General features: G+C 61.5%; 14 protein-coding genes, 2 tRNA genes, 3 rRNA genes and 1 pseudogene. 8 read left to right on the top strand and 12 right to left on the bottom strand.

The features are described 5' to 3' along the window. Positions 1-79 precede the first annotated feature (79 nt). The 3 genes and pseudogenes from ACFJI2_RS30890 to ACFJI2_RS30880 form a co-directional block, all read right to left on the bottom strand. Entirely contained in the window at positions 80-1525 is a 1446-nt protein-coding gene (locus tag ACFJI2_RS30890) for a LutB/LldF family L-lactate oxidation iron-sulfur protein (RefSeq protein ID WP_377703226.1), read from the bottom strand. Continuing rightward, on the bottom strand, positions 1522-2256 hold the full coding sequence (locus tag ACFJI2_RS30885) for a lactate utilization protein C (protein WP_377705933.1): 735 nt from the start codon (positions 2254-2256) through the stop codon (positions 1522-1524). Before ACFJI2_RS30885 ends, ACFJI2_RS30890 begins: the two co-directional genes overlap by 4 nt. Continuing rightward, positions 2256-3046, bottom strand: a pseudogene (locus ACFJI2_RS30880) ((Fe-S)-binding protein). The gene ACFJI2_RS30885 and the pseudogene ACFJI2_RS30880 overlap by 1 nt, the downstream one beginning before the upstream one ends. Positions 3047-3164: 118 nt before the next feature. On the opposite strand from ACFJI2_RS30880, the gene ACFJI2_RS30875 reads away from it, so the two are divergent. Then, positions 3165-3857 (top strand): FadR/GntR family transcriptional regulator, encoded by a 693-nt coding sequence (locus ACFJI2_RS30875; RefSeq protein WP_377703225.1) that lies wholly within the window; start codon positions 3165-3167, stop codon positions 3855-3857. 49 nt (positions 3858-3906) lie between these two features. Here ACFJI2_RS30875 and rrf read toward each other — a convergent pair. The 6 genes from rrf to ACFJI2_RS30845 form a co-directional block, all read right to left on the bottom strand. Then, positions 3907-4019: ribosomal RNA gene (gene rrf / locus ACFJI2_RS30870) — 5S ribosomal RNA — on the bottom strand. 105 nt (positions 4020-4124) lie between these two features. Then, positions 4125-6997: ribosomal RNA gene (locus ACFJI2_RS30865) — 23S ribosomal RNA — on the bottom strand. Between the two features lie 162 nt (positions 6998-7159). Continuing rightward, positions 7160-7235, bottom strand: a tRNA-Ala gene (locus ACFJI2_RS30860). 10 nt (positions 7236-7245) lie between these two features. Continuing rightward, positions 7246-7322, bottom strand: a tRNA-Ile gene (locus ACFJI2_RS30855). Between the two features lie 64 nt (positions 7323-7386). After that, positions 7387-8916: ribosomal RNA gene (locus ACFJI2_RS30850) — 16S ribosomal RNA — on the bottom strand. The 16S, 23S and 5S rRNA genes sit together here with 2 tRNA genes alongside, the layout of an rRNA operon. A 263-nt stretch (positions 8917-9179) precedes the next feature. Next, positions 9180-9956, bottom strand: coding sequence for an enoyl-CoA hydratase (locus ACFJI2_RS30845; RefSeq protein WP_107981291.1), 777 nt, complete (start codon positions 9954-9956; stop codon positions 9180-9182). A gap of 76 nt (positions 9957-10032) precedes the next feature. Between ACFJI2_RS30845 and ACFJI2_RS30840 the strand changes: the two genes are divergently transcribed. After that, the gene (locus ACFJI2_RS30840) at positions 10033-11289 is read left to right on the top strand and encodes an MFS transporter (protein WP_377703224.1); all 1257 of its coding nucleotides are present in this window, start codon (positions 10033-10035) and stop codon (positions 11287-11289) included. On the opposite strand, the gene ACFJI2_RS30835 is transcribed toward ACFJI2_RS30840, so the two are convergent. Beyond that, positions 11280-14024 (bottom strand): DUF4214 domain-containing protein, encoded by a 2745-nt coding sequence (locus tag ACFJI2_RS30835; protein ID WP_377703223.1) that lies wholly within the window; start codon positions 14022-14024, stop codon positions 11280-11282. The genes ACFJI2_RS30840 and ACFJI2_RS30835 overlap by 10 nt on opposite strands. A gap of 155 nt (positions 14025-14179) precedes the next feature. Between ACFJI2_RS30835 and ACFJI2_RS30830 the strand changes: the two genes are divergently transcribed. Further along, complete coding sequence (locus ACFJI2_RS30830; protein ID WP_107875990.1) at positions 14180-14623, top strand: universal stress protein; 444 nt, start codon at positions 14180-14182, stop codon at positions 14621-14623. A 37-nt stretch (positions 14624-14660) separates the two neighbouring features. Here ACFJI2_RS30830 and ACFJI2_RS30825 read toward each other — a convergent pair whose 3' ends face one another. Further along, positions 14661-15923, bottom strand: a complete 1263-nt coding sequence (locus ACFJI2_RS30825) for a murein transglycosylase A (protein ID WP_377703222.1) — start codon at positions 15921-15923, stop codon at positions 14661-14663. A gap of 163 nt (positions 15924-16086) precedes the next feature. Then, positions 16087-16461, bottom strand: coding sequence for a Co2+/Mg2+ efflux protein ApaG (gene apaG / locus ACFJI2_RS30820; protein WP_107876034.1), 375 nt, complete (start codon positions 16459-16461; stop codon positions 16087-16089). A 150-nt stretch (positions 16462-16611) separates the two neighbouring features. Here apaG and rpe point away from each other — a divergent pair, with 150 nt between their 5' ends. From rpe to trpD, 5 genes are all read left to right on the top strand, one after another. Continuing rightward, positions 16612-17277, top strand: a complete 666-nt coding sequence (rpe, locus tag ACFJI2_RS30815) for a ribulose-phosphate 3-epimerase (protein ID WP_107981289.1) — start codon at positions 16612-16614, stop codon at positions 17275-17277. Continuing rightward, a complete protein-coding gene (gene gph / locus ACFJI2_RS30810) occupies positions 17277-18050 on the top strand; it encodes a phosphoglycolate phosphatase (protein ID WP_377703221.1) in 774 nt (257 codons plus the stop codon). Before rpe ends, gph begins: the two co-directional genes overlap by 1 nt. Before the next feature lie 200 nt (positions 18051-18250). Next, positions 18251-19747: an anthranilate synthase component I gene (gene trpE, locus ACFJI2_RS30805; protein WP_107981288.1), complete on the top strand. Its 1497-nt coding sequence runs from the start codon at positions 18251-18253 to the stop codon at positions 19745-19747. A 1-nt stretch (position 19748) separates the two neighbouring features. Continuing rightward, entirely contained in the window at positions 19749-20312 is a 564-nt protein-coding gene (locus ACFJI2_RS30800; RefSeq protein WP_377703220.1) for an anthranilate synthase component II, read from the top strand. 83 nt (positions 20313-20395) lie between these two features. Beyond that, positions 20396-21466, top strand: coding sequence for an anthranilate phosphoribosyltransferase (trpD, locus tag ACFJI2_RS30795; protein WP_107981287.1), 1071 nt, complete (start codon positions 20396-20398; stop codon positions 21464-21466). The last annotated feature ends 2 nt before the right edge of the window (positions 21467-21468 follow it).

The raw sequence follows: 21468 nt of genomic DNA, 5'->3' as shown, positions 1-21468 counted from the left end.
CTTCTTTCTGTCCTGCGCTGCGTATATTCAGCAGCGCGGGGACAGAACTATAGCAAGCCGCTGCGCGGCTTGCAAGGGTTTATTCAGCCTGACCCTTCTCGCGCATCAAGTCGGCCAGGCTGCGCGGCGCCGGCTTCAATGGCGCGCGGTGCTGGGTCCAACCCAACTGCTGGGATGGCGTCAAGATGCGGAAGCGGGTCGCGGCCCAGCGGAACAGCTTGTACACCGACGGGTGGGAAAAAGCGCCGCTCCAGAATCGCCACACCAGGCGGTCCCCACGGCTGAACTTCGCACCCTGCCCTTTCAGCGGATGGGCCACCTGCTCGTGCGGGTTCCGGTTCGCTTCCGTGCGCAGCCGCACCAGCAGCGACGGGATGGGAATCCGTACCGGGCACACTTCCCCGCAGGCGCCGCACAGGCTGGATGCTGTCGCCAGGTCGGCAGTCGCTTCCAGCCCCAGCAAATGCGGCGAGATGATCTTGCCGATCGGCCCCGGGTAAGTGGTGCCGTAGGCGTGGCCGCCAATTCGGCCATACACCGGGCAATGATTCATACATGCGCCGCAGCGGATGCACTGCAAGGTGGAACGCAGCTGCTCGTCGGCATACGCCTGCGTGCGGCCGTTATCGAGCAACACCAGGTGCATCTGGCGCGGACCATCCAGTTCGCCCTCGCGGCGCGGACCGGAAATGAGGTTGAAGTACGTGGTGATCGGCTGCCCGGTGGCGGAGCGCGTGAGCAGGCTGGCCAGCGGAACGATGTGCTCCAGCTTCGCCACCACCTTTTCCATGCCCATGATGGCGATGTGCACGTCGGGCACCGTGGTAGACAGGCGACCGTTGCCTTCGTTCTCCACCAGCCAGATCGTGCCGGTGTCGGCCGCAGCGAAATTCACGCCGGACAGGCCAATGTCCGCCTCCGCGAAGGCCGTGCGCAACGCGCGCCGGCCGGTCTGGATCAGCGTATCGACGTCATCGCTGTAGGCGGTCCCGGGGATGTGCTGCTCGAACAGCGTGCCGATGTCTTGCCGCGTCTTGTGTATCGCCGGCATGACGATGTGCGATGGTTTTTCCCCCGCCATCTGGACGATGTATTCTCCCATGTCCGATTCGATGCACTCGATGCCGCGCTCGCCGAGGTAGTGATTCAGCTCGATTTCCTCGCTGGCCATCGACTTGCCCTTGATGACCTTGCGCGCGCCGTGCTGCTGCGCGATGCGGGCAATGATCTCGTTGGCCTCGTCCCCCGTTTCGGCCCAATGCACATGCACGCCGGCTGCGGTCAGCCGCTCCTCCAGTTGCACCAGCAGTTGCGGCAGGTTGGCCAGCGCATGTTGGCGGATGGCCTCGCCCAGGTCGCGCAGCTGCTCCAGTTCGTCGGTATCGGGAAACTGGGCGCTGCGCTTGGTCTGCAGGAAGTCCATCGCGCCACGAAAGCTGGCGCGCAGCTTGGGATCGCCCAGCGCCGTCCTGGCGCGCTCGTGAAAATCCTGTGGCGCGACGAAATGCAGGGTCTGTCCGCTCATGGCTTGTTCCTTTCCGTGACAATTACCACCCACATCCAGCGCGGCCCGTGCGCGCCGAACGCCAGCGTTTGCTGGATATCCGAAGTCTTCGATGGCCCCGACGCCAGCACCAGGTTGCTCGGCATGCCGTCGCCCCAGCGCTCGGCGCGTGCCGCATCGTGCAGGGTGGCGTGCAGCGTGTCCGCGTAGACCAGCGCGATATGCAGCGGCGGCACCAGTGACACGGTGCGCGGCGTGCCAGCGTCGGGCGCCAGGATCAGCGTGCCGGTGGCGGCGATGCCGGACCTGGCCACCGTGAAGCCCGCATCGATAGTGTTGAACAGTTCTCCCTTCCAGGCCTCCAGCGGTCCTGCGAACGCCAGCGATTCCATGTCCGCCGGCAGCGCGCCGGCCAGCGCCGCGCCTTCGGCAGCCGGCTTGTCGAGCAGCAGGCGCTTGACGCCATGCGCGGCCAGTTTGGCAGCCAACTGGGCCGGCCATTCCTCCGCCGTGGCGCGCCACACATCGGCACGCGATGCGCGCAACGCCGCCTCCAGCGCATCGATCCGCGCCGCCGCGTCGGGGCGCGGGCCGGCGTAGTGGGCGGCGATTCTGGCGTCCAGCATATCGAGCGCATCGATCGCATCGGCCGCATCGGCCGCATCAATCGCGCCGTCCGCACCGATGGCCCCGCGCGTGGCGCCCGGCGCCGCCGCCCGCAGCCGTCCCAGCATGCGTTCCCGTGCATTCATCATGGCTGCCCCTCCCCGCCCGCCGACTGGCCAGTGGCGCGCCGCCACAAGAAGCTGGCCATATGCTCAACCTGCAGGGCGCGCCCTGCGCCCTGGCTGCATGGCCGATATTGAGCAGGCAGGCGCAGTCGGCGGACACGACGCGGCGCGCCCCGGTGGCGCATGCGGAGGCGACTTTATCGGTGACCATGGCGCCGGAAATATCGGGATGCTTCAGGCAAAAGGTGCCGCCAAAGCCGCAGCATTCCGATTCGCGCGCGTGCTCCAGGCGCTGCACGCCGGGCAGCTCGTCGAGCAGCGCAACGCCATGCCCGCGCGTGCCCATCTCGCGCCGCGCGCCGCATGACGTGTGCAGCACCACCTCTTCGTCCGCCTGGGGCTGCGCCTGATACTGCACATGCAGCACGTTTAGCAGAAATTCGCTCAGCTCATAAACCCGCGCAGCCAGCTGGCGGGCCGGCGCGGACCATGCCGCATCATCCTTGAACAGTTCGGGCCAATGGTGCCGCATCATGCCGGCGCAGGAACCGGACGGCACAATCACCGGCCAGTCCTGCGGGAACAGCGCCATTTGCGAACGCGCCACATCCCGCGACTGCTCGGGATTGCCGCTGCTGTAGGCTGGCTGACCGCAGCAGCTCTGGCCGCGCGGATAATGGACGGTCACACCTTCGCGCTCGAGCAGGCGCACTGCGTCGAGGCCGGCTTGCGGCATGAACAGGTCGATGACGCAGGTGCCGAACAGGTAGACATCGGACGGCGGCGAGGCCGGATATTGGCGAGCTTGCATTTTTGTCTCCGCAATTGCTGACGTAAGCCGCCATCATTCGCTGAATTTCGCATTCATACAAATTGGTTGGACCAATTTTTGGTATGCTGTACAGCGAGACACAGGCGGAGCAAATCGGATGAGACAGCAAGGGGGCCGCGTGGAAAGCGTGATGCGGCAAATGGAAACGGCACTGCTGGATGGCAGTTACCCGGCCCATGCACGGCTGCCGGCCGAACGCGTGCTGGCGGAACAATACGGCGTATCGCGCAATACGGTACGCGAGGCGATCCAGCGGCTGGCGGCACGCGGCCTGTTGCGCAGCAGGCCGGGCGCGGGCGTGTACGTGACGGAACAATTGCGCACCGGCCCGCCGTCACCATGGGGGCAGCTGATCGCCGACCATCCGGCTGTACGCGACGATGTGCTGGAATTCCGGCGCGTACTGGAAGGCGCCACCGCCTATTTCGCGGCGCAGCGCGGCACGGAAGCGGACCGCGAGCGCATCCGCGTGCAGCTCGCGACGCTCGAACAAGCGCGCCAGGCCGACGACCATCCAGGGGAAGCGGCGGCTGACGCGCGGCTGCATGAAGCGATTGCGCTGGCCTCGCACAATTCCATGTTTCTGCACCTGCATGCCAGCGTGATCGGCATGCTGCGCGAGCACATCGCCCTCAACGGCAGCAGCCTGCGCGCGCAGGAAGCGGGAGTGAGCACGCAATTGCTGGCCCAGCACCGCGCCATTTGCGATGCCATCTGCGGCGGCCAGGCGGACGATGCGCGCCTGGCCATGCAAAGCCATATCGATTACGTGGCAAGCAAGGTGGTTTGAACGCAAAAAAGCCCACCAAGATCACTTGGTGGGCTTCCTTATATAACTAGCCTGACGATAACCTACTTTCACACTGGTTGCAGCACTATCATCGGCGCAAAATCGTTTCACGGTCCTGTTCGGGATGGGAAGGGGTGGGACCGATTTGCTATGGTCATCAGGCTTTGACTTGTACGCTGCGCGCTATGGCACGCAGCTGCAATCTGGAAGAAGTAAATTGGGTAGTAATTCAAACACAGGCAAATGCGATATAACCGTCAAGGTTATAGGGACAAGCCTTACGGGCAATTAGTACTGGTTAGCTTAATGCATTACTGCACTTCCACACCCAGCCTATCAACGTCCTGGTCTCGAACGACCCTTCAAGGAGCTTAAAGCTCCGGGAAATCTCATCTCAAGGCAAGTTTCCCGCTTAGATGCTTTCAGCGGTTATCTCTTCCGAACTTAGCTACCCGGCAATGCCACTGGCGTGACAACCGGTACACCAGAGGTTCGTCCACTCCGGTCCTCTCGTACTAGGAGCAGCCCCCTTCAAATTTCCAACGCCCACGGCAGATAGGGACCAAACTGTCTCACGACGTTTTAAACCCAGCTCACGTACCACTTTAAATGGCGAACAGCCATACCCTTGGGACCGGCTACAGCCCCAGGATGTGATGAGCCGACATCGAGGTGCCAAACTCCCCCGTCGATATGAACTCTTGGGAGGAATCAGCCTGTTATCCCCAGAGTACCTTTTATCCGTTGAGCGATGGCCCTTCCATACAGAACCACCGGATCACTATGTCCTACTTTCGTACCTGCTCGACTTGTCGGTCTCGCAGTTAAGCACGCTTATGCCATTGCACTATTAGCACGATGTCCGACCGTACCTAGCGTACCTTCGAACTCCTCCGTTACACTTTAGGAGGAGACCGCCCCAGTCAAACTGCCTACCATGCACTGTCCCCGATCCGGATTACGGACCAAGGTTAGAACCTCAAACAAACCAGGGTGGTATTTCAAGGTTGGCTCCACGGGAACTGGCGTCCCCGCTTCAAAGCCTCCCACCTATCCTACACAGATTGGTTCAAAGTCCAATGCAAAGCTACAGTAAAGGTTCATGGGGTCTTTCCGTCTAGCCGCGGGTAGATTGCATCATCACAAACACTTCAACTTCGCTGAGTCTCGGGAGGAGACAGTGTGGCCATCGTTACGCCATTCGTGCAGGTCGGAACTTACCCGACAAGGAATTTCGCTACCTTAGGACCGTTATAGTTACGGCCGCCGTTTACTGGGACTTCAATCAAGAGCTTGCACCCCATCATTTAATCTTCCAGCACCGGGCAGGCGTCACACCCTATACGTCCACTTTCGTGTTTGCAGAGTGCTGTGTTTTTATTAAACAGTCGCAGCCACCAGTTTATTGCAACCCTTTCGCCCTACTGAAGTAAATCAGCCAAGCTACCGGGGCGTACCTTTTCCCGAAGTTACGGTACCAATTTGCCGAGTTCCTTCTCCCGAGTTCTCTCAAGCGCCTTAGAATACTCATCTCGCCCACCTGTGTCGGTTTGCGGTACGGTCTCGTATGACTGAAGCTTAGAGGCTTTTCTTGGAACCACTTCCGATTGCTACGCGGACAAGTCCGCTCGTCCCGCTCCCTTGAATTACGCACCCGGATTTGCCTAAGTGCCTTCTATGAAGCAGAAACTGACTATTCCAACAGTCAGACAACCTTCCGCGATCCGTCCCCCCATCGCATCATACGACGGTGCAGGAATATTAACCTGCTTCCCATCAGCTACGCATCTCTGCCTCGCCTTAGGGGCCGACTCACCCTGCTCCGATGAACGTTGAACAGGAAACCTTGGGCTTACGGCGTGGGGGCTTTTCACCCCCATTATCGCTACTCATGTCAGCATTCGCACTTCTGATACCTCCAGCATCCTTTACAAGACACCTTCGCAGGCTTACAGAACGCTCTCCTACCATATGCTTACGCATATCCGCAGCTTCGGTGACTGGCTTAGCCCCGTTACATCTTCCGCGCAGGACGACTCGATCAGTGAGCTATTACGCTTTCTTTAAATGATGGCTGCTTCTAAGCCAACATCCTGACTGTTTTAGCCTTCCCACTTCGTTTTCCACTTAGCCAATCTTTGGGACCTTAGCTGGCGGTCTGGGTTGTTTCCCTCTTGACGCCGGACGTTAGCACCCGACGTCTGTCTCCCAAGCTCGCACTCATCGGTATTCGGAGTTTGCAATGGTTTGGTAAGTCGCGATGACCCCCTAGCCATAACAGTGCTCTACCCCCGATGGTGATACTTGAGGCACTACCTAAATAGTTTTCGGAGAGAACCAGCTATTTCCAAGTTTGTTTAGCCTTTCACCCCTACCCACAGCTCATCCCCTAATTTTTCAACATTAGTGGGTTCGGTCCTCCAGTGCGTGTTACCGCACCTTCAACCTGGCCATGGGTAGATCACTTGGTTTCGGGTCTACACCCAGCGACTGGCGCCCTGTTCGGACTCGATTTCTCTACGGCTCCCCAATCTGGTTAACCTTGCCACTGAATGTAAGTCGCTGACCCATTATACAAAAGGTACGCAGTCACGGAACAAGTCCGCTCCTACTGTTTGTATGCACACGGTTTCAGGATCTATTTCACTCCCCTCCCGGGGTTCTTTTCGCCTTTCCCTCACGGTACTGGTTCACTATCGGTCGATTACGAGTATTTAGCCTTGGAGGATGGTCCCCCCATCTTCAGACAGGATTTCTCGTGTCCCGCCCTACTTGTCGCATACTTAGTTCCACACGTCGCATTTCGTGTACGGGGCTATCACCCGCTATGGCCGCCATTTCCAGGGCGTTCCACTATGCGTCATGCTAAATCATGCAGGCTCATCCCATTTCGCTCGCCACTACTTTGGGAATCTCGGTTGATTTATTTTCCTGCAGCTACTTAGATGTTTCAGTTCGCCGCGTTCGCTTTGCATGCCTATGTATTCAGCATGCAATGACCTATAAGGCCGGGTTTCCCCATTCGGAAATCCTCGGATCAAAGCTTGTTTGTCAGCTCCCCGAGGCTTATCGCAGACTTCTACGTCCTTCATCGCCTGTAATCGCCAAGGCATCCACCATGTGCACTTATTCACTTGTCCCTATAACCTTGACGGCTATCGGTATCAAGCATTTACTACTGTGTTTGATGATTTATCTACTACCCTGAATATCTTGCGATATTCAATAAATCTTTACTTCTTCCAAATTGTTAAAGAACGATACTACTTTTATCTAAAGCTCAGGCCTTAGATAAAAGCAGTTGGTGGAGGATGACGGGATCGAACCGACGACCCCCTGCTTGCAAAGCAGGTGCTCTCCCAGCTGAGCTAATCCCCCTGGGTAAAACTGGTAGGGCTGGTTGGACTCGAACCAACGACCCCCGCGTTATCAACACGGTGCTCTAACCAGCTGAGCTACAGCCCCAGAAAACGTTCTTCTTTAAAAACAGCCGATAAGTGTGAGCGTTTGGCGTGGCGCCATACTCTAGAAAGGAGGTGATCCAGCCGCACCTTCCGATACGGCTACCTTGTTACGACTTCACCCCAGTCACGAATCCTACCGTGGTAAGCGCCCTCCTTGCGGTTAAGCTACCTACTTCTGGTAAAACCCGCTCCCATGGTGTGACGGGCGGTGTGTACAAGACCCGGGAACGTATTCACCGCGACATGCTGATCCGCGATTACTAGCGATTCCAACTTCATGCAGTCGAGTTGCAGACTACAATCCGGACTACGATACACTTTCTGGGATTAGCTCCCCCTCGCGGGTTGGCGGCCCTCTGTATGTACCATTGTATGACGTGTGAAGCCCTACCCATAAGGGCCATGAGGACTTGACGTCATCCCCACCTTCCTCCGGTTTGTCACCGGCAGTCTCATTAGAGTGCCCTTTCGTAGCAACTAATGACAAGGGTTGCGCTCGTTGCGGGACTTAACCCAACATCTCACGACACGAGCTGACGACAGCCATGCAGCACCTGTGTAAAGGTTCCCTTTCGGGCACTCCCCAATCTCTCGGGGATTCCTTCCATGTCAAGGGTAGGTAAGGTTTTTCGCGTTGCATCGAATTAATCCACATCATCCACCGCTTGTGCGGGTCCCCGTCAATTCCTTTGAGTTTTAATCTTGCGACCGTACTCCCCAGGCGGTCTACTTCACGCGTTAGCTGCGTTACCAAGTCAATTAAGACCCGACAACTAGTAGACATCGTTTAGGGCGTGGACTACCAGGGTATCTAATCCTGTTTGCTCCCCACGCTTTCGTGCATGAGCGTCAATCTTGACCCAGGGGGCTGCCTTCGCCATCGGTGTTCCTCCACATCTCTACGCATTTCACTGCTACACGTGGAATTCTACCCCCCTCTGCCAGATTCTAGCCTTGCAGTCTCCATCGCCATTCCCAGGTTGAGCCCGGGGATTTCACGACAGACTTACAAAACCGCCTGCGCACGCTTTACGCCCAGTAATTCCGATTAACGCTTGCACCCTACGTATTACCGCGGCTGCTGGCACGTAGTTAGCCGGTGCTTATTCTTCAGGTACCGTCATTAGACATGGATATTAGCCACGCCCGTTTCTTCCCTGACAAAAGAGCTTTACAACCCGAAGGCCTTCTTCACTCACGCGGCATTGCTGGATCAGGCTTGCGCCCATTGTCCAAAATTCCCCACTGCTGCCTCCCGTAGGAGTCTGGACCGTGTCTCAGTTCCAGTGTGGCTGGTCGTCCTCTCAGACCAGCTACTGATCGATGCCTTGGTAGGCCTTTACCCTACCAACTAGCTAATCAGATATCGGCCGCTCCAGGAGCACAAGGCCTTGCGGTCCCCTGCTTTCATCCTTGGATCGTATGCGGTATTAGCGTAACTTTCGCTACGTTATCCCCACTCTTGGGTACGTTCCGATATATTACTCACCCGTTCGCCACTCGTCAGCGGAGCAAGCTCCCTGTTACCGTTCGACTTGCATGTGTAAAGCATGCCGCCAGCGTTCAATCTGAGCCAGGATCAAACTCTTCAGTTCAATCTCTGTTTTTCGATATCTCTATCGAGGTCGCTCACTCAAAATACTGACGATTCCTTCTTTCGAAGGTCACGTTTAATATATTGTGTAAGCGTTTAATAATTTGAGCTAAGAGGCTTGCGCCTCCGGCATCATCATCAAACGCCCACACTTATCGACTGTTAATTTTTAAAGAACCTGCCATTTCCAACGAAGCGTTTTGTTCGTCAGCAGCAGAGAAACGAGAGTATGGGGCTTCGCCCTCCTCTCGTCAATACCTAATTTCAGAGCCCGTCGAACTTTGGCGCACGTTTTTCCAGGAAGGCGTGCATGCCTTCGCGCTGGGCGGGGGTGCCGAACGCTGCATGGAACAGGCGGCGCTCGTAGTTCACGCCTTCGGTCAGCGTGGTTTCAAAGGCGCGGTTGACGGCGTCCTTGATCTGCATCGCCACCGAGGTGGACATGGAGGCGATGGTGGTGGCGGCCGCCAGGGTTTCCTCGATCAGCTTGTCCGCCGGGACCACGCGCGACACCAGCCCGATGCGCTCGGCTTCGGCCGCGTCTATCATGCGCGCAGTCAGCAGCAGGTCCATGGCCTTGGCCTTGCCGATGGTGCGCGGCAGGCGCTGCGTGCCGCCGGCGCCGGGCGTCACGCCGACCTTGATTTCAGGCTGGCCGAATTTGGCGCTGTCGGCCGCGATCAGGAAGTCGCACATCATGGCCAGTTCGCAGCCGCCGCCCAGCGCGAAGCCGGCCACGGCGCCGATGACCGGCTTGCGCACCTTCAGGATGTGCTCCCAGTTGCGGGTGATGTAGTTGTCGCGGTAAGTATCCTGGTAGGTGTAGTCCGCCATGGCCGCGATGTCGGCGCCGGCCGCGAAGGCTTTTTCGCTGCCGGTCAGGATGATGCAGCCGATGTCCGGGTCCGCGTCGTACTTGCGGAAGGCGTCGCCCAGCTCATTCATCATGCGGTCGTTCAGCGCATTCAGCGCCTTCGGGCGATTCAGGCGGATCAGGGCAACCTTGCCATGCGTTTCTACGATCAGGTCTTCATATTGCATCGAGGTCTCCTTATATAAAGCGGGATATCGGACGATTGTAGCGGTTCTTACAAGAGCGCTGGTATTATTTGCGCCGATGCCATTCTTCCCCGCCAACGATCCCCTGCTGCGCAATCCGGATTTCCGCCGTTACTGGTTCAGCAGCGTGCTGAACAGTTTCGGCGCCCAGATCAGTGCGTTGGCCATTCCGCTGTGTTCCGCCCTGCTGCTGCATGCCACGCCCGGCCAGATGGGTACCATCGCCGCCTGCCAGGCATTGCCCTATGCGCTGTTCGCGCTGCCTGCCGGCGTGTGGCTGGACCGGCGCCGCAAGCTGCCCATCCTGCTGGTGAGCCGCCTGCTGCAAGGCGCGCTGCTGGCCAGCATTGCGCTCGCCTGGTGGCTGGACATGCTGTCCATGCCGTGGCTGTATGCGGTGACCTTCCTGTTTGCCACCTGCGGCGTGCTGAGCGGTGCGGCCGAGCAGATTTTCCTGACGCTGCTGGTGGGGCGCCAGCAGCTGATCGAGGCGCAATCGAAGTTCGCCACCACCGATTCGGTCTCGCGCCTGGTGGCGCCGGGCCTGGCCGGCCTGCTGGTGCAATGGCTGACCGCGCCGTTCGCCGTGCTGTTCGACTCGGCCAGTTTCTTCGTCTCCGCCTGGAACCTGCGCAAGACGCAGCTGCTGGAACCGGCCGCCATTCCGTCGGACCGCCATCCGCTGCGCGACATTGCCTCCGGTTTTGGCTTCATCTGGCGCCATCCGCTGCTGCGCACGCTGGCCTGGGGCGCGGCGCTGTGGCATTTCTTCCTGTTCGGCTACAACGCGCTGGTGATCCTGCTGGCGACGCGCGAGCTGGGCATGACGCCGGGCATGCTGGGCGCGGCGCAGATGCTGGGCGGGCTGGGGGTATTTCTCAGTGCCGTGCTGGTCAAGCGCCTGAACCGCCGCTACGGCGCGGGCAAGACTTTCCTGGTGGGCGCCTGCGGCACGGTGGCGGGCTTTGCACTGATGCCGGCCATCCCGGCCGCCCTGTTCGGCAGCCCGGTCTATAGCGCGGCCGCCTTTGGACTGGTGGTCTTCATGTACGACTGCGCCGTGATGCTGTTCTTTATTCCCTTCATGGCCTTGCGCATGAAGGCCACGCCGGACGCTTATATCGGCCGCGTCATTTCCACGATGCGCTTCCTGACCGGGGTGACCGGCCCGGCCGGCGCGCTGGCCGCCGGCTACCTGGGAGACCGCTACGGCATCCGCGCCGGCATGGCCTGCGTGGCCGCCGGCGGGATCGTGCTGGCCGGGGCGCTGCTCATGTCCCGGCCGCTGCGCAGCGTGGCCCCGGATCAGCCGTAAGGTGTGTACTCGAAACCGTTGCCGATCACTTTCACGATTTCCGCGACGTTTTCGCCGCTCTCGCTGAAACCGAGCAGCAGGTCGGCGCGACCGGTGCCGTGCTCCAGCTTGTCCACCCAGTACGCCACCCCTTCCGCTTCGCCCGCGCGGTGCAGCACGTTGGTGTACAGGCCGTTAACGAAAGCCTCGTTGCTGAGCGAGCCATAGCGGGCCTGGAACTCGGCGCTGTCCAGGAAGGCCTTGGCCACGGTCTGCAGCGACATGCCGTTGTCCAGGTGTGACATCCAGAAGCCCAAGCCTTCCTTGTCCGGCGCGCGGTTGAAGGCGGCCTGATACATGCGGTAAGCCTGGCCGCCATGGCCGTCCGCATCCAGCGCAATACTGCGGTCGCTGAATTGCAGGCGCTCCACCCCGGTCAGGACATCGCCTGTGCCGACAGTGCCGCCATAGCGGTACAACACCTTGGCCTCTCCCGCACGCACGCTGACGCTGTAGTTCGCCCAGTTGCTGCCGTAGACCACGGTATCGACGCCGTCGCCGCCGGACAGGCGCACATTGGTGCCTATGCCGCTCAGGAGATCGTTGCCGCTGCCGCCCTGCGCCACGGTGCTGACCGTGGTGAAGTTGTAGATGGCATCGGCCAGGAATTTGTTGCCTGCGTAATCAAGCAGCGACCCGGCCGGCATCTCCAGCGTATATTTCGTGCCGGGCTGCAGATTGGCTGTCGGGTTGATCGTGACGACGTTGCCCTTGACCTGCAGCCGGGTATCGTTGCTGTAGGCATAGAACGATTCGACCACATTGCCCACCGCATCGATCAGGCGGATATTGCCCTCGCCCACGCGCACCATGTCGTTGAAGGTGAGCGTGATATTGCCGGTCAGGCTGGCGCCACTGCTGCCGTTGCCTGGCGCGAAGGACACCAGGGCCGGCAGCGCCGTGTCGCCGCTCAGGTTGTAGGCGTTCAGCGCATAGGTGCCGGTCACTGGCGTATTGGAGTAGGCACCGGGGGTAACCGCCAGGTAGTAATCTCCCGTGGTGTCGCAGTTGAACGTATATCCCTTGCCGCTCATCCCGCTCATGCTGTTCAGGCCGTAGTAATAATTGCCGCCTGGTCCGCTGGCGACGGACAAGCCGACGCCATACAAATTCAGCGTACCCTGCCCACTTTCCTGCCCTTCCAGCACAAATGCATAGTTATTGCCCGCCACCAGCTTGACCTTGACCCAGTCCACATCGCCGATGTAATCGACCGCGCCAGCCACCTTGGCACCGGGCGACAGCAAGGCTGTGGTGGCGGCGCTGGCGGCATAGTCGTCGCTGGCGGGCGTGCTTACCTGCAGCGCATAGGACGCCGGGCCGCTGCTATAGCCGTTGCCCACGGTGAGGTAATAGTCGCCCGTACTGGTCGCGGTGTACACGCGGTATTGCGTGACGCCCTCCTTGGTATAGCTGACCAGGCCACCGGAGGAGCCGCCTGCATCCTGCCCCGCCAGGGCGAAGTCATAGCCGTTGACACCGCTTTGCGCCGTCAGTTCGATCAGATAGGTGCTGCCTGCCTTGACCGCGAATTTGAACATATCGGTATCGGTGGCCAGTTCCAGCTTGCCGTTGAGGGGGCTGCCCACGGTGACCGTGCCGGCGGTGGCTTTGGTGTTGCCGTAGTCGTCGCGCTGCCCCGAGATGACGCTGGCCAGGTAATTGCCGGTGTAGTTATAGCCGTCGCCCACTTCGAAATAATAGGTGCCGGTCTTGGTCGGGATGAATTGCAGCACGGTCTGGCTGTTGGACCCGGCAATGGACGCCAGCACCTGGTCGGTGCCATCGAGAATCTTGAGCTGCGTATTGCCCGAGTTGTAGCCGGCTCCGCTGCTGCCGGTGTCCGCCTTAGCCGAGAACCAGTAGACCGCGTTGGCATTCAGCGTCACCGCGTACCAGTCCTTGTCTCCGCCTACTTCCAGTTTGCCCTTGGTGGTAGTGCCCAGCGACAGCGTCCCGGCACCGCTCGCGGTAGCCTTGTAGTCGTCCGCCGCCGCTGCGGCCAGCAGGCTGTAATCGAGCGCCGCGCCGCCGCTGTTGCCGCCGCGCGTAGAAATATAGTAGTCGCCGCTGGCGGCGGCCGTGAAGGAATAGCTGTCGTTCGAATTGCTCACCGTCACGCTTTGGCCGCTGGCGTTGGCCACGCTGATGCTGGCGTAACTGCTGCCGATGGCGCTCACCCAGCTCTGCTTGATCGAATAGCTGACGCCCTTCTCCAGCGTGAGCTTGAAGACGTCCGTATCGGACGGCCCTTCGAACGCGCCGCTCTTTGCCACACCCACGGTCATGACGGAGGCCGTCTGCAAGGTGTCGCCTTCGCGGTCGGCGCTGCCCGCGCTGGCCTTGAGCGTGTAAGCCAGCGGCGCGATCTGCTGGTAGTAGGACAGTCCGGCGCTGAGATAGTAGTCACCGGCGGCGCCGGTCTTGAACGTCGCAACGACGCCCGAGCCGGTGTAGTTCGACGACAGCGAAGAGAAATAGCTGCCGTCCGCGGCGCGCAGTCCGAGCGACAGATAAGCCTGGTTAACGGTCAGGGACGACGCATCCAGCTGGAAGGTGTAATAGGTGTTCGCCGCCAGCGTGGTACGGAACCAGTCCGAGTCGGCACTTTGCTCGAATTTTGCGGAAGCTTGCCCGCCGGGAGAGAGGTAGCCAGTGGTGGTCTTGTCGGAAGGGTAGTCGTCGGTGATGGCCATGGGATGCTCGCGGTTGAATTGGCCATGATTGTAAAGGCAACCCTGCCAAGCAAATATCACGAATTATCACAATGCAACTTTCCGGCTGCCGTGCGCCGCGTGGCTTGTTATCAAGCCTACACTGGGCTATCACCGACCACGAGCAGGAGGATGCCATGTTCACCCACATTTTATTTCCCACCGACGGTTCCGAATTGTCCGACAAGGTGGCCGCCCGCGTGATGGAGCTGGCCCGCGTGCACGGCGGCCGCGTGACCGCCATCAGCGTGATCCAGCCCTTCCCTTTCATGACGTTGAGCGGCGACAGCGGCATCGTGGCGCCGGACGCGGAAGTGTTCGAGGGGCAGATGGAGCGCGCCGCGCGCGATAACGTGAACAAGGTGGCGGCGGCGGCCAGCGCGGCCGGGGTGCCGTTCGAGGGGCTGGTGGCGCTGGCGCCCAGCCCTTACCAGGAGATCGTGGCGGCGGCCGAGAAGCATGGCTGCGACGCCATCGTGATGGCGTCGCACGGCAGGAAGGGACTTAACAAGCTGTTCCTGGGCAGCGAGACGCAGAAGGTGCTGGCGCACACGGAGCTGCCGGTGCTGGTGTTGCGCTAGCGCTCGGCGGGTTACGGCACGCTGCGCCTGACCCGCCCTACGATTTGCGGACTGTCTTGACGGAGGCGGCGGGCGGTACTTGCTTGGGCATCAGCACCCAGACGTTGCCGCGCTGCTTCATGCGGCCGGCGCTTTCGGCCGCTTCGGTGCCGAAGCCGAAGAAGTAGTCGACCCGGATCGCGCCGCGGATGGCGCCGCCCGTGTCCTGCGCCATGACCAGGCGCTGCAGCGGGATGTCGCTGTTGGGCTGGGTGGTCGACAGGAACACCGGCGCCCCCAGCGGCAGCTGCGAGGCGTCGATGGCCACCGAGCGCTGCGGCGTGAGCGGCACGCCCAGCGCGCCTTTCGGGCCGACTTTCGGGTCCGGCAGCTTTTCTTCCTTGAAGAACACGTAGGACGGGTTGGCGTTGAACAGCTCGGACTGGCGCGTCGGATGGCCGGCGATCCAGGCCTTGATGCCCTGCGCGGAGGCTTGCTCCAGCGTCAGCTCGCCCTTGTCCACCAGGTAGCGGCCGATCGATTTATACGGATGGCCGTTCTGGTCGGCGTAGGCCACGCGCACGGTTTCCTGGGTGTCGGTCAGCTGCACGCGGCCCGAGCCCTGCACTTGCAGGAAGAACGCTTCCACCGAATCGTCCACCCACAGCAGCTCCTTGCCGGTGAAGCTGGCACGCTCGATCTCGGCGCGGGTGGAGTACGGCACCACTTTCTTGCCCTGCAGGCGGCCGCGCAGGCGCATGCCTTTCAGCTCGGGATAGACGCTGGCCAGCTCCACGGTGAGCAAATCGTCCGGCACCTTGTACAGCGGGGTCTGGTAGGGGCCGCCCTTTTTGCGGGCGCCGCGCAACAGCGGCTCGTAGTAGCCGGTGACCAGGCCGTTGTCCGCGCCGTCCGGCGCGATCACTTGCTGCGGCTCGAAGAAGCTCTCGAAGAACAGGCGGATGGCTTTCTCGTCGTTGGCGTTGACCTGGCGCGCCACGCCGCACGGCTCCTTCCATTCGGCGCGCTTGGCCAGCACCGCGCACGACGACATGAACGCAGGCCAGGCCGCGCGCAGATCGTCGCGCTCCCAGCCGGGCAGTGCCGAGAAGGCGGACGGCACGAAACGGATGGCGGCGGGCGGGGCCGGGGTCTGCGGCGCGGCGGGCGGCACAGGCGGGGCCGGCGGCTGCTCCGGCGGGCGCGGCGGCGCCGGCGGCGCGGGCTGAGAAGGCGCTTGCGGCATCGGGGAAGTACAAGCTGAGAGCGCCAGCGCCACAGCGCTCAGGGAAAGGATTAAACTACTGCGTGCAAATAACATGGGGGACTGGATATGTGGGTGTTGATGTTGGAAGCGTTTGTGGCGCTGTTCCTGCTGGTGTTCATCGTCTGGTGGACTTTGCCAGCCAAGAAAAGCCGGCCGCCAGGCAGGCCGCCAAGCCGCTGCCCGGTCCCGATGCAGGCGGCAAGGACGACAAACAGGCTTAATGCAGCGTGCGCGGCAGCGACAGCACGAACTCGGGGATCTTGGCTTCGAACTGGTGGCCGTCCTCGGCCACGCAGAAGTACTCGCCGACCATGGAGCCTTGCGGCGTAGCCAGCGCGGTGCCGCTGGTGTACTCGAACTGTTCGCCCGGCTGCAGCAGCGGCTGGTGACCGACCACGCCCAGCCCGCGCACCTCTTCGGTGTGGTTGTTGGCGTCGGTGATCACCCAATGGCGCGAGATCAGCTGCGCGGCCACCGTTCCCGTGTTCTTGATCGTGATCGAGTAGGTGAACACGAAATTGGTGCGTTCGGGATCGGACTGTTCGGGCAGATACTGGGTTCTGACCGACACAGTGAATTCATAATTGGCCATCTGCAATCCTTAGTAATTCCTCGGTAATTCTTCAGTAATTCTTCAGCAAGCGTAACGAATTGTTATCGTCTATCTGACATTGCACCGCAAATCCGGCGCGCGCGCAAGGGTCAGCGTAAAATAGCGCATCTTTTTATCGCAGGCCCATCCATGACTACCTTCCGTATCGCCCCGTCCATCCTGTCCGCCGATTTCGCCCGCCTGGGTGAAGAAGTGCGCAACGTCGTCGCCGCCGGTGCCGACATCATCCACTTCGACGTGATGGACAACCACTACGTGCCCAACCTGACCATCGGCCCGTTGGTGTGCCAGGCCATCCGCCCGCACGTGGACGTGCCGATCGACGTGCACCTGATGGTCAAGCCGGTGGACCGCATTATCCCCGACTTCGCCAAGGCCGGCGCCAACATCATCACCTTCCACCCGGAAGCGTCGGACCACATCGACCGCTCGCTGCAGCTGATCCGCGACCACGGCTGCAAGGCCGGCCTGGTGTTCAACCCGGCCACGCCGCTGAGCTACCTGGAACACGTGATGGACAAGGTGGACATGATCCTGATCATGTCGGTCAACCCCGGCTTTGGCGGCCAATCCTTCATCCCGCAGGCGCTCAAGAAGATCGCCGAGGCGCGCCGCATGATCGACGAGTCCGGCCGCGACATCCTGCTGGAAGTGGACGGCGGCATCAAGATCGACAACATCGCCGCCGCCGCCAAGGCCGGCGCCGACACCTTCGTCGCCGGTTCGGCCATCTTCGGCCAGCCGGACTATAAAGCAGTCATCGACGCCATGCGCGCACAACTGGCGGGCGTGTAATGACGATGGCGGCCCCTGCTCCGGCATCGCACCCGCTGCGCGGCGTACGGGCCGCCATCATCGACCTGGACGGCACAATGCTGCACACCATGCCGGACTTCCACGTCGCCATCAACCGCATGCTGGCCGAGCTGTCGCCCCAGTGGCTGGCATGGGGTCAGGTCCGGCATCGCGCCATAAATGGCGCGATGCCGGACCTGACCCCGGAGGTGATTGCGCTGATGGTGGGCAAGGGGTCGGAGCATCTGATCCGCTCGGTGCTGGCGGTGTTTCTGGAGCCGGAGGGGGTGCAGCAGCACTTCGGCGCGGCGATGGAGGCTTATCAGCGCCATTATCTGGCCATTAACGGCGACCACAGCACGCCGTATCCGGACGTGGCCGCCGGGCTGGACGCGCTCAAGGCGCAGGGGCTGCGCCTGGCTTGCGTGACCAACAAGCCGATCGCTTTCGCCAGGCCGCTGCTGGAGCAGAAAGGCCTGGCCGGCTATTTCGACGTGGTCTATGGCGGCGATTCGCTGGCGCAGAAAAAGCCCCATCCGCTGCCGCTGCTGCAGGTGTGCCGCGATTTTTCGCTGGAACCGGCCCAGGTGGTGGCCATCGGCGACTCGTCGAACGACGCGCAAGCGGCGCGGGCGGCCGGTTGCCCGGTTCTGACAGTGCCGTACGGATACAATCACGGCGAGTCTATACACGACACAGATTCCGATGGTATAGTTGACACGCTGCTACACGCGGCCGACTTGATACGCTTGCACAACCAGATAGCAAACTGATCCTAAACACAGCATGTTTCTCAACAAAAGACACAATGTCACGCACCAGGGCTCGATTGAGGCCTGGCTATGGCGACGCTGGCAATCCTGGGCTAACTGACCCGCGCTGATTGCTGTCGCCCGCATTTCCGTGCGCGACAGGTTTTTTGAACTACCCCCGCCCGAACTCCACCTATCGCTTTGGGCGGCATGGAGAGAACATGACCGAACTCGAATTCAAATCGCTGGCCACGCAAGGCTACAACCGTATTCCCCTGATCGCGGAAGCCTTCGCCGATCTCGAAACACCGCTGACCTTGTACTTGAAGCTGGCGCAAACCCAGAACCACGGCAAGAACACCTTCCTGCTCGAATCGGTGGTGGGCGGCGAGCGCTTCGGGCGCTACTCCTTCATCGGCCTGCCGGCGACCACCCTGCTGCGCACGCACGGCAGCCGCACCGAGATCGTCAAGAACGGCGCCGTCATCGAGACGCACGAGGGCAATCCGCTCGACTTCATCGAGCAGTTCCAGGCCCGCTTCAAGGTGGCGCTGCGCCCCGGCATGCCGCGCTTCTGCGGCGGCCTGGCCGGCTACTTCGGCTACGACACGGTGCGCCACATCGAGAAGAAGCTGGCCGACAGCGCGCCGAAAGACGACCTGAACCTGCCGGACATCCAGCTGATGGTGACTGAAGAGCTGGCCGTGATCGACAACATCTCCGGCAAGCTGTACCTGATCGTGTACGCCGACACCAGCCAGCCTGAAGCCTATTCGAAAGCCCGCCAGCGCCTGAAGGACCTGCGCGCGCTGCTGCGCCGCGGCGTCGATGCGCCGGTCACGTCGGCCTCGGTGCGCACCGAAACCTTCCGCGATTTCGACAAGGAAGACTACCTGAAGGCGGTGGCGCGCGCCCACGAATACGTGATGGCCGGCGACCTGATGCAGGTGCAGATCGGCCAGCGCCTGCGCAAGCCCTACGTGGATTCGCCGCTGACCTTGTACCGCGCGCTGCGTTCGCTGAACCCGTCGCCGTATATGTACTTCTACAATTTCGGCGACATGCAGATCGTCGGCGCTTCGCCCGAGATCCTGGTGCGCAACGAGACGGCGGCCGACGGCCAGAAGAAAGTCACGCTGCGCCCCATCGCCGGCACCCGCCCGCGCGGCGGCACGCCGGAGCGCGACGCCGAGCTGGCCAAGGAACTGCTGGCCGACCCGAAAGAGATCGCCGAGCACGTGATGCTGATCGACCTGGCGCGCAACGACCTGGGCCGCATCTCGGACATCGGCACCGTGAAAGTGACCGACCGCATGGTGATCGAGAAGTACTCGCACGTGCAGCACATCGTCTCCAACGTGGAAGGCACGCTGAAGGAAGGCATGTCCAACCTGGACGTGCTGCGCGCCACCTTCCCGGCCGGCACCCTGACCGGCGCGCCGAAAGTGCGCGCCATGGAAGTGATCGACGAGCTGGAGATCACCAAGCGCGGCATCTACGGCGGCGCTTGCGGCTACCTGTCCTTCGGCGGAGAAATGGACGTGGCGATCGCCATCCGCACCGGCGTCATCAAGGACGGCATGCTGTACGTGCAGGCGGCGGCCGGCATCGTGGCCGACTCGATCCCGGAAATGGAATGGCAGGAAACCGAAAACAAGGCGCGCGCCGTGCTGCGCGCCGCCGAACAAGTGCAAGATGGCCTGGATGGGGAGTTCTGAGATGCTGCTGATGATCGACAATTACGACTCCTTCACCTACAACATCGTGCAGTATTTCGGCGAGCTGGGCGAGGATGTGCGCACCTTCCGCAACGACGAAATCACGATCGCCGAGATCGAAGCGATGAACCCGGACCGCATCTGCATTTCGCCCGGTCCGAAAGACCCTGCGCAGGCAGGCATTTCCATCGAGGTGCTCAAGCACTTCGCGGGCAAGAAGCCCATCCTGGGCGTGTGCCTGGGCCACCAGGCCATCGGCGAAGCCTTTGGCGGCAAGGTGATCCGCGCCAAGCAGGTCATGCATGGCAAAACTTCCGCAATCGCGCATACCGGCGTGGGCGTCTTCAAAGGCTTGCCCAGCCCCTTCACCGTGATCCGCTACCACTCGCTGGCGATCGAACGCGCCTCGCTGCCTTCCTGCCTGGAAGTGACGGCGTGGACCGACGACGGCGAGATCATGGGCGTGCGCCACAAGGAATATGACATCGAGGGCGTGCAGTTCCACCCCGAGTCCATCCTGTCGGAGCACGGCCACGCGCTGCTGAAGAACTTCCTGGAACGCTGACCGGGCCGGCGCGCCCGCGCGCGCCGACAACACCCTGGCCCGAAGTCCGTCCCGAGCTCAATACGAATTGAAGAGGAAACGCCATGCCTACGTCTAAAAATACGCCCCAGAGCATCCACCAGATCACCCCGCAGGAAGCGCTGCTGCGCTGCATCGAGCACCGCGAAATCTTCCACGACGAAATGCTGCACCTGTTTCGCCAGATCATGTCCGGCGAAATGTCGCCCGTGATGGTCGCGGCCCTGACCATGGGCCTGCGCGTGAAGAAGGAAACCATCGGCGAAATCGCCGCCGCCGCCCAGGTGATGCGCGAGTTCTCCACCAAGGTGCCGATGGCCGACACCACCAACCTGCTCGACATCGTCGGCACCGGCGGCGACGGCGCGCACACCTTCAATATCTCCTCCACCGCCATGTTCGTGGCGGCGGCGGCCGGCGCGCGCGTGGCCAAGCACGGCGGGCGCAGCGTGTCGTCCTCGTCCGGCTCGGCCGACGTGATCGAATCGCTGGGCGCCAACATCAACCTGAAGCCGGAGCAGATCGCGCAGTCCATCGCCCAGACCGGCATCGGCTTCATGTTCGCGCCCAACCACCACGCCGCCATGAAGCACGTGGCGCCGGTGCGCCGCGAACTGGGCGTGCGCTCCATCTTCAACATCCTGGGACCGCTGACCAATCCGGCCGGCGCACCGAATATCCTGATGGGCGTATTCCACCAGGATCTGGTGGGCATCCAGGTGCGCGTGCTGCAGCGCCTGGGCGCGCAGCATGCGGTGGTGGTGTACGGCAAGGACAATATGGACGAAGTGTCGCTGGGCGCCTCCACCATGGTGGGCGAGCTGGTGAACGGCGAAATCCGCGAATACGAAATCCACCCGGAAGACTTCGGCATGCAGATGATTGCCAGCCGCAACCTGAAAGTGGCGGACGCCACCGAGTCCAAGGTCAAGATGATGGAAGCGCTGCGCGGCGAAGCCGGCGCGCCCTACGACATCGTGGCGCTCAACGCGGGCACGGCGCTGTACGCGGCCGGCGTGGCTTCCTCCATCGAGGACGGGCTGGCCAAGGCGCGCGCGGCCATCACCTCCGGCGCGGCGCTGGCCAAGGTGGAGCAGTTCGTGTCGGTGACGCAGCAGCTCGGCGCGGCCAACTAAAG

The sequence above is a fragment of the Pseudoduganella sp. UC29_71 genome, from assembly GCF_042693265.1.
Lineage (GTDB): Bacteria > Pseudomonadota > Gammaproteobacteria > Burkholderiales > Burkholderiaceae_D > Rugamonas.
Note: the sequence above shows the minus strand (reverse complement) of the source record. Positions and strands in the feature narration are given on the sequence as shown.

Excerpts from the sequence above, each read along its gene's own strand:
- ACFJI2_RS30890 (WP_377703226.1), bottom strand. The coding sequence starts at position 1,525 with ATGAGCGGACAGACCCTGCATTTCGTCGCGCCACAGGATTTTCACGAG.
- ACFJI2_RS30885 (WP_377705933.1), bottom strand. The coding sequence starts at position 2,256 with ATGAATGCACGGGAACGCATGCTGGGACGGCTGCGGGCGGCGGCGCCG.
- ACFJI2_RS30875 (WP_377703225.1), top strand. The coding sequence starts at position 3,165 with ATGAGACAGCAAGGGGGCCGCGTGGAAAGCGTGATGCGGCAAATGGAA.
- ACFJI2_RS30845 (WP_107981291.1), bottom strand. The coding sequence starts at position 9,956 with ATGCAATATGAAGACCTGATCGTAGAAACGCATGGCAAGGTTGCCCTG.
- ACFJI2_RS30840 (WP_377703224.1), top strand. The coding sequence starts at position 10,033 with ATGCCATTCTTCCCCGCCAACGATCCCCTGCTGCGCAATCCGGATTTC.
- ACFJI2_RS30835 (WP_377703223.1), bottom strand. The coding sequence starts at position 14,024 with ATGGCCATCACCGACGACTACCCTTCCGACAAGACCACCACTGGCTAC.
- ACFJI2_RS30830 (WP_107875990.1), top strand. The coding sequence starts at position 14,180 with ATGTTCACCCACATTTTATTTCCCACCGACGGTTCCGAATTGTCCGAC.
- ACFJI2_RS30825 (WP_377703222.1), bottom strand. The coding sequence starts at position 15,923 with ATGTTATTTGCACGCAGTAGTTTAATCCTTTCCCTGAGCGCTGTGGCG.
- apaG (WP_107876034.1), bottom strand. The coding sequence starts at position 16,461 with ATGGCCAATTATGAATTCACTGTGTCGGTCAGAACCCAGTATCTGCCC.
- rpe (WP_107981289.1), top strand. The coding sequence starts at position 16,612 with ATGACTACCTTCCGTATCGCCCCGTCCATCCTGTCCGCCGATTTCGCC.
- gph (WP_377703221.1), top strand. The coding sequence starts at position 17,277 with ATGACGATGGCGGCCCCTGCTCCGGCATCGCACCCGCTGCGCGGCGTA.
- trpE (WP_107981288.1), top strand. The coding sequence starts at position 18,251 with ATGACCGAACTCGAATTCAAATCGCTGGCCACGCAAGGCTACAACCGT.
- ACFJI2_RS30800 (WP_377703220.1), top strand. The coding sequence starts at position 19,749 with ATGCTGCTGATGATCGACAATTACGACTCCTTCACCTACAACATCGTG.
- trpD (WP_107981287.1), top strand. The coding sequence starts at position 20,396 with ATGCCTACGTCTAAAAATACGCCCCAGAGCATCCACCAGATCACCCCG.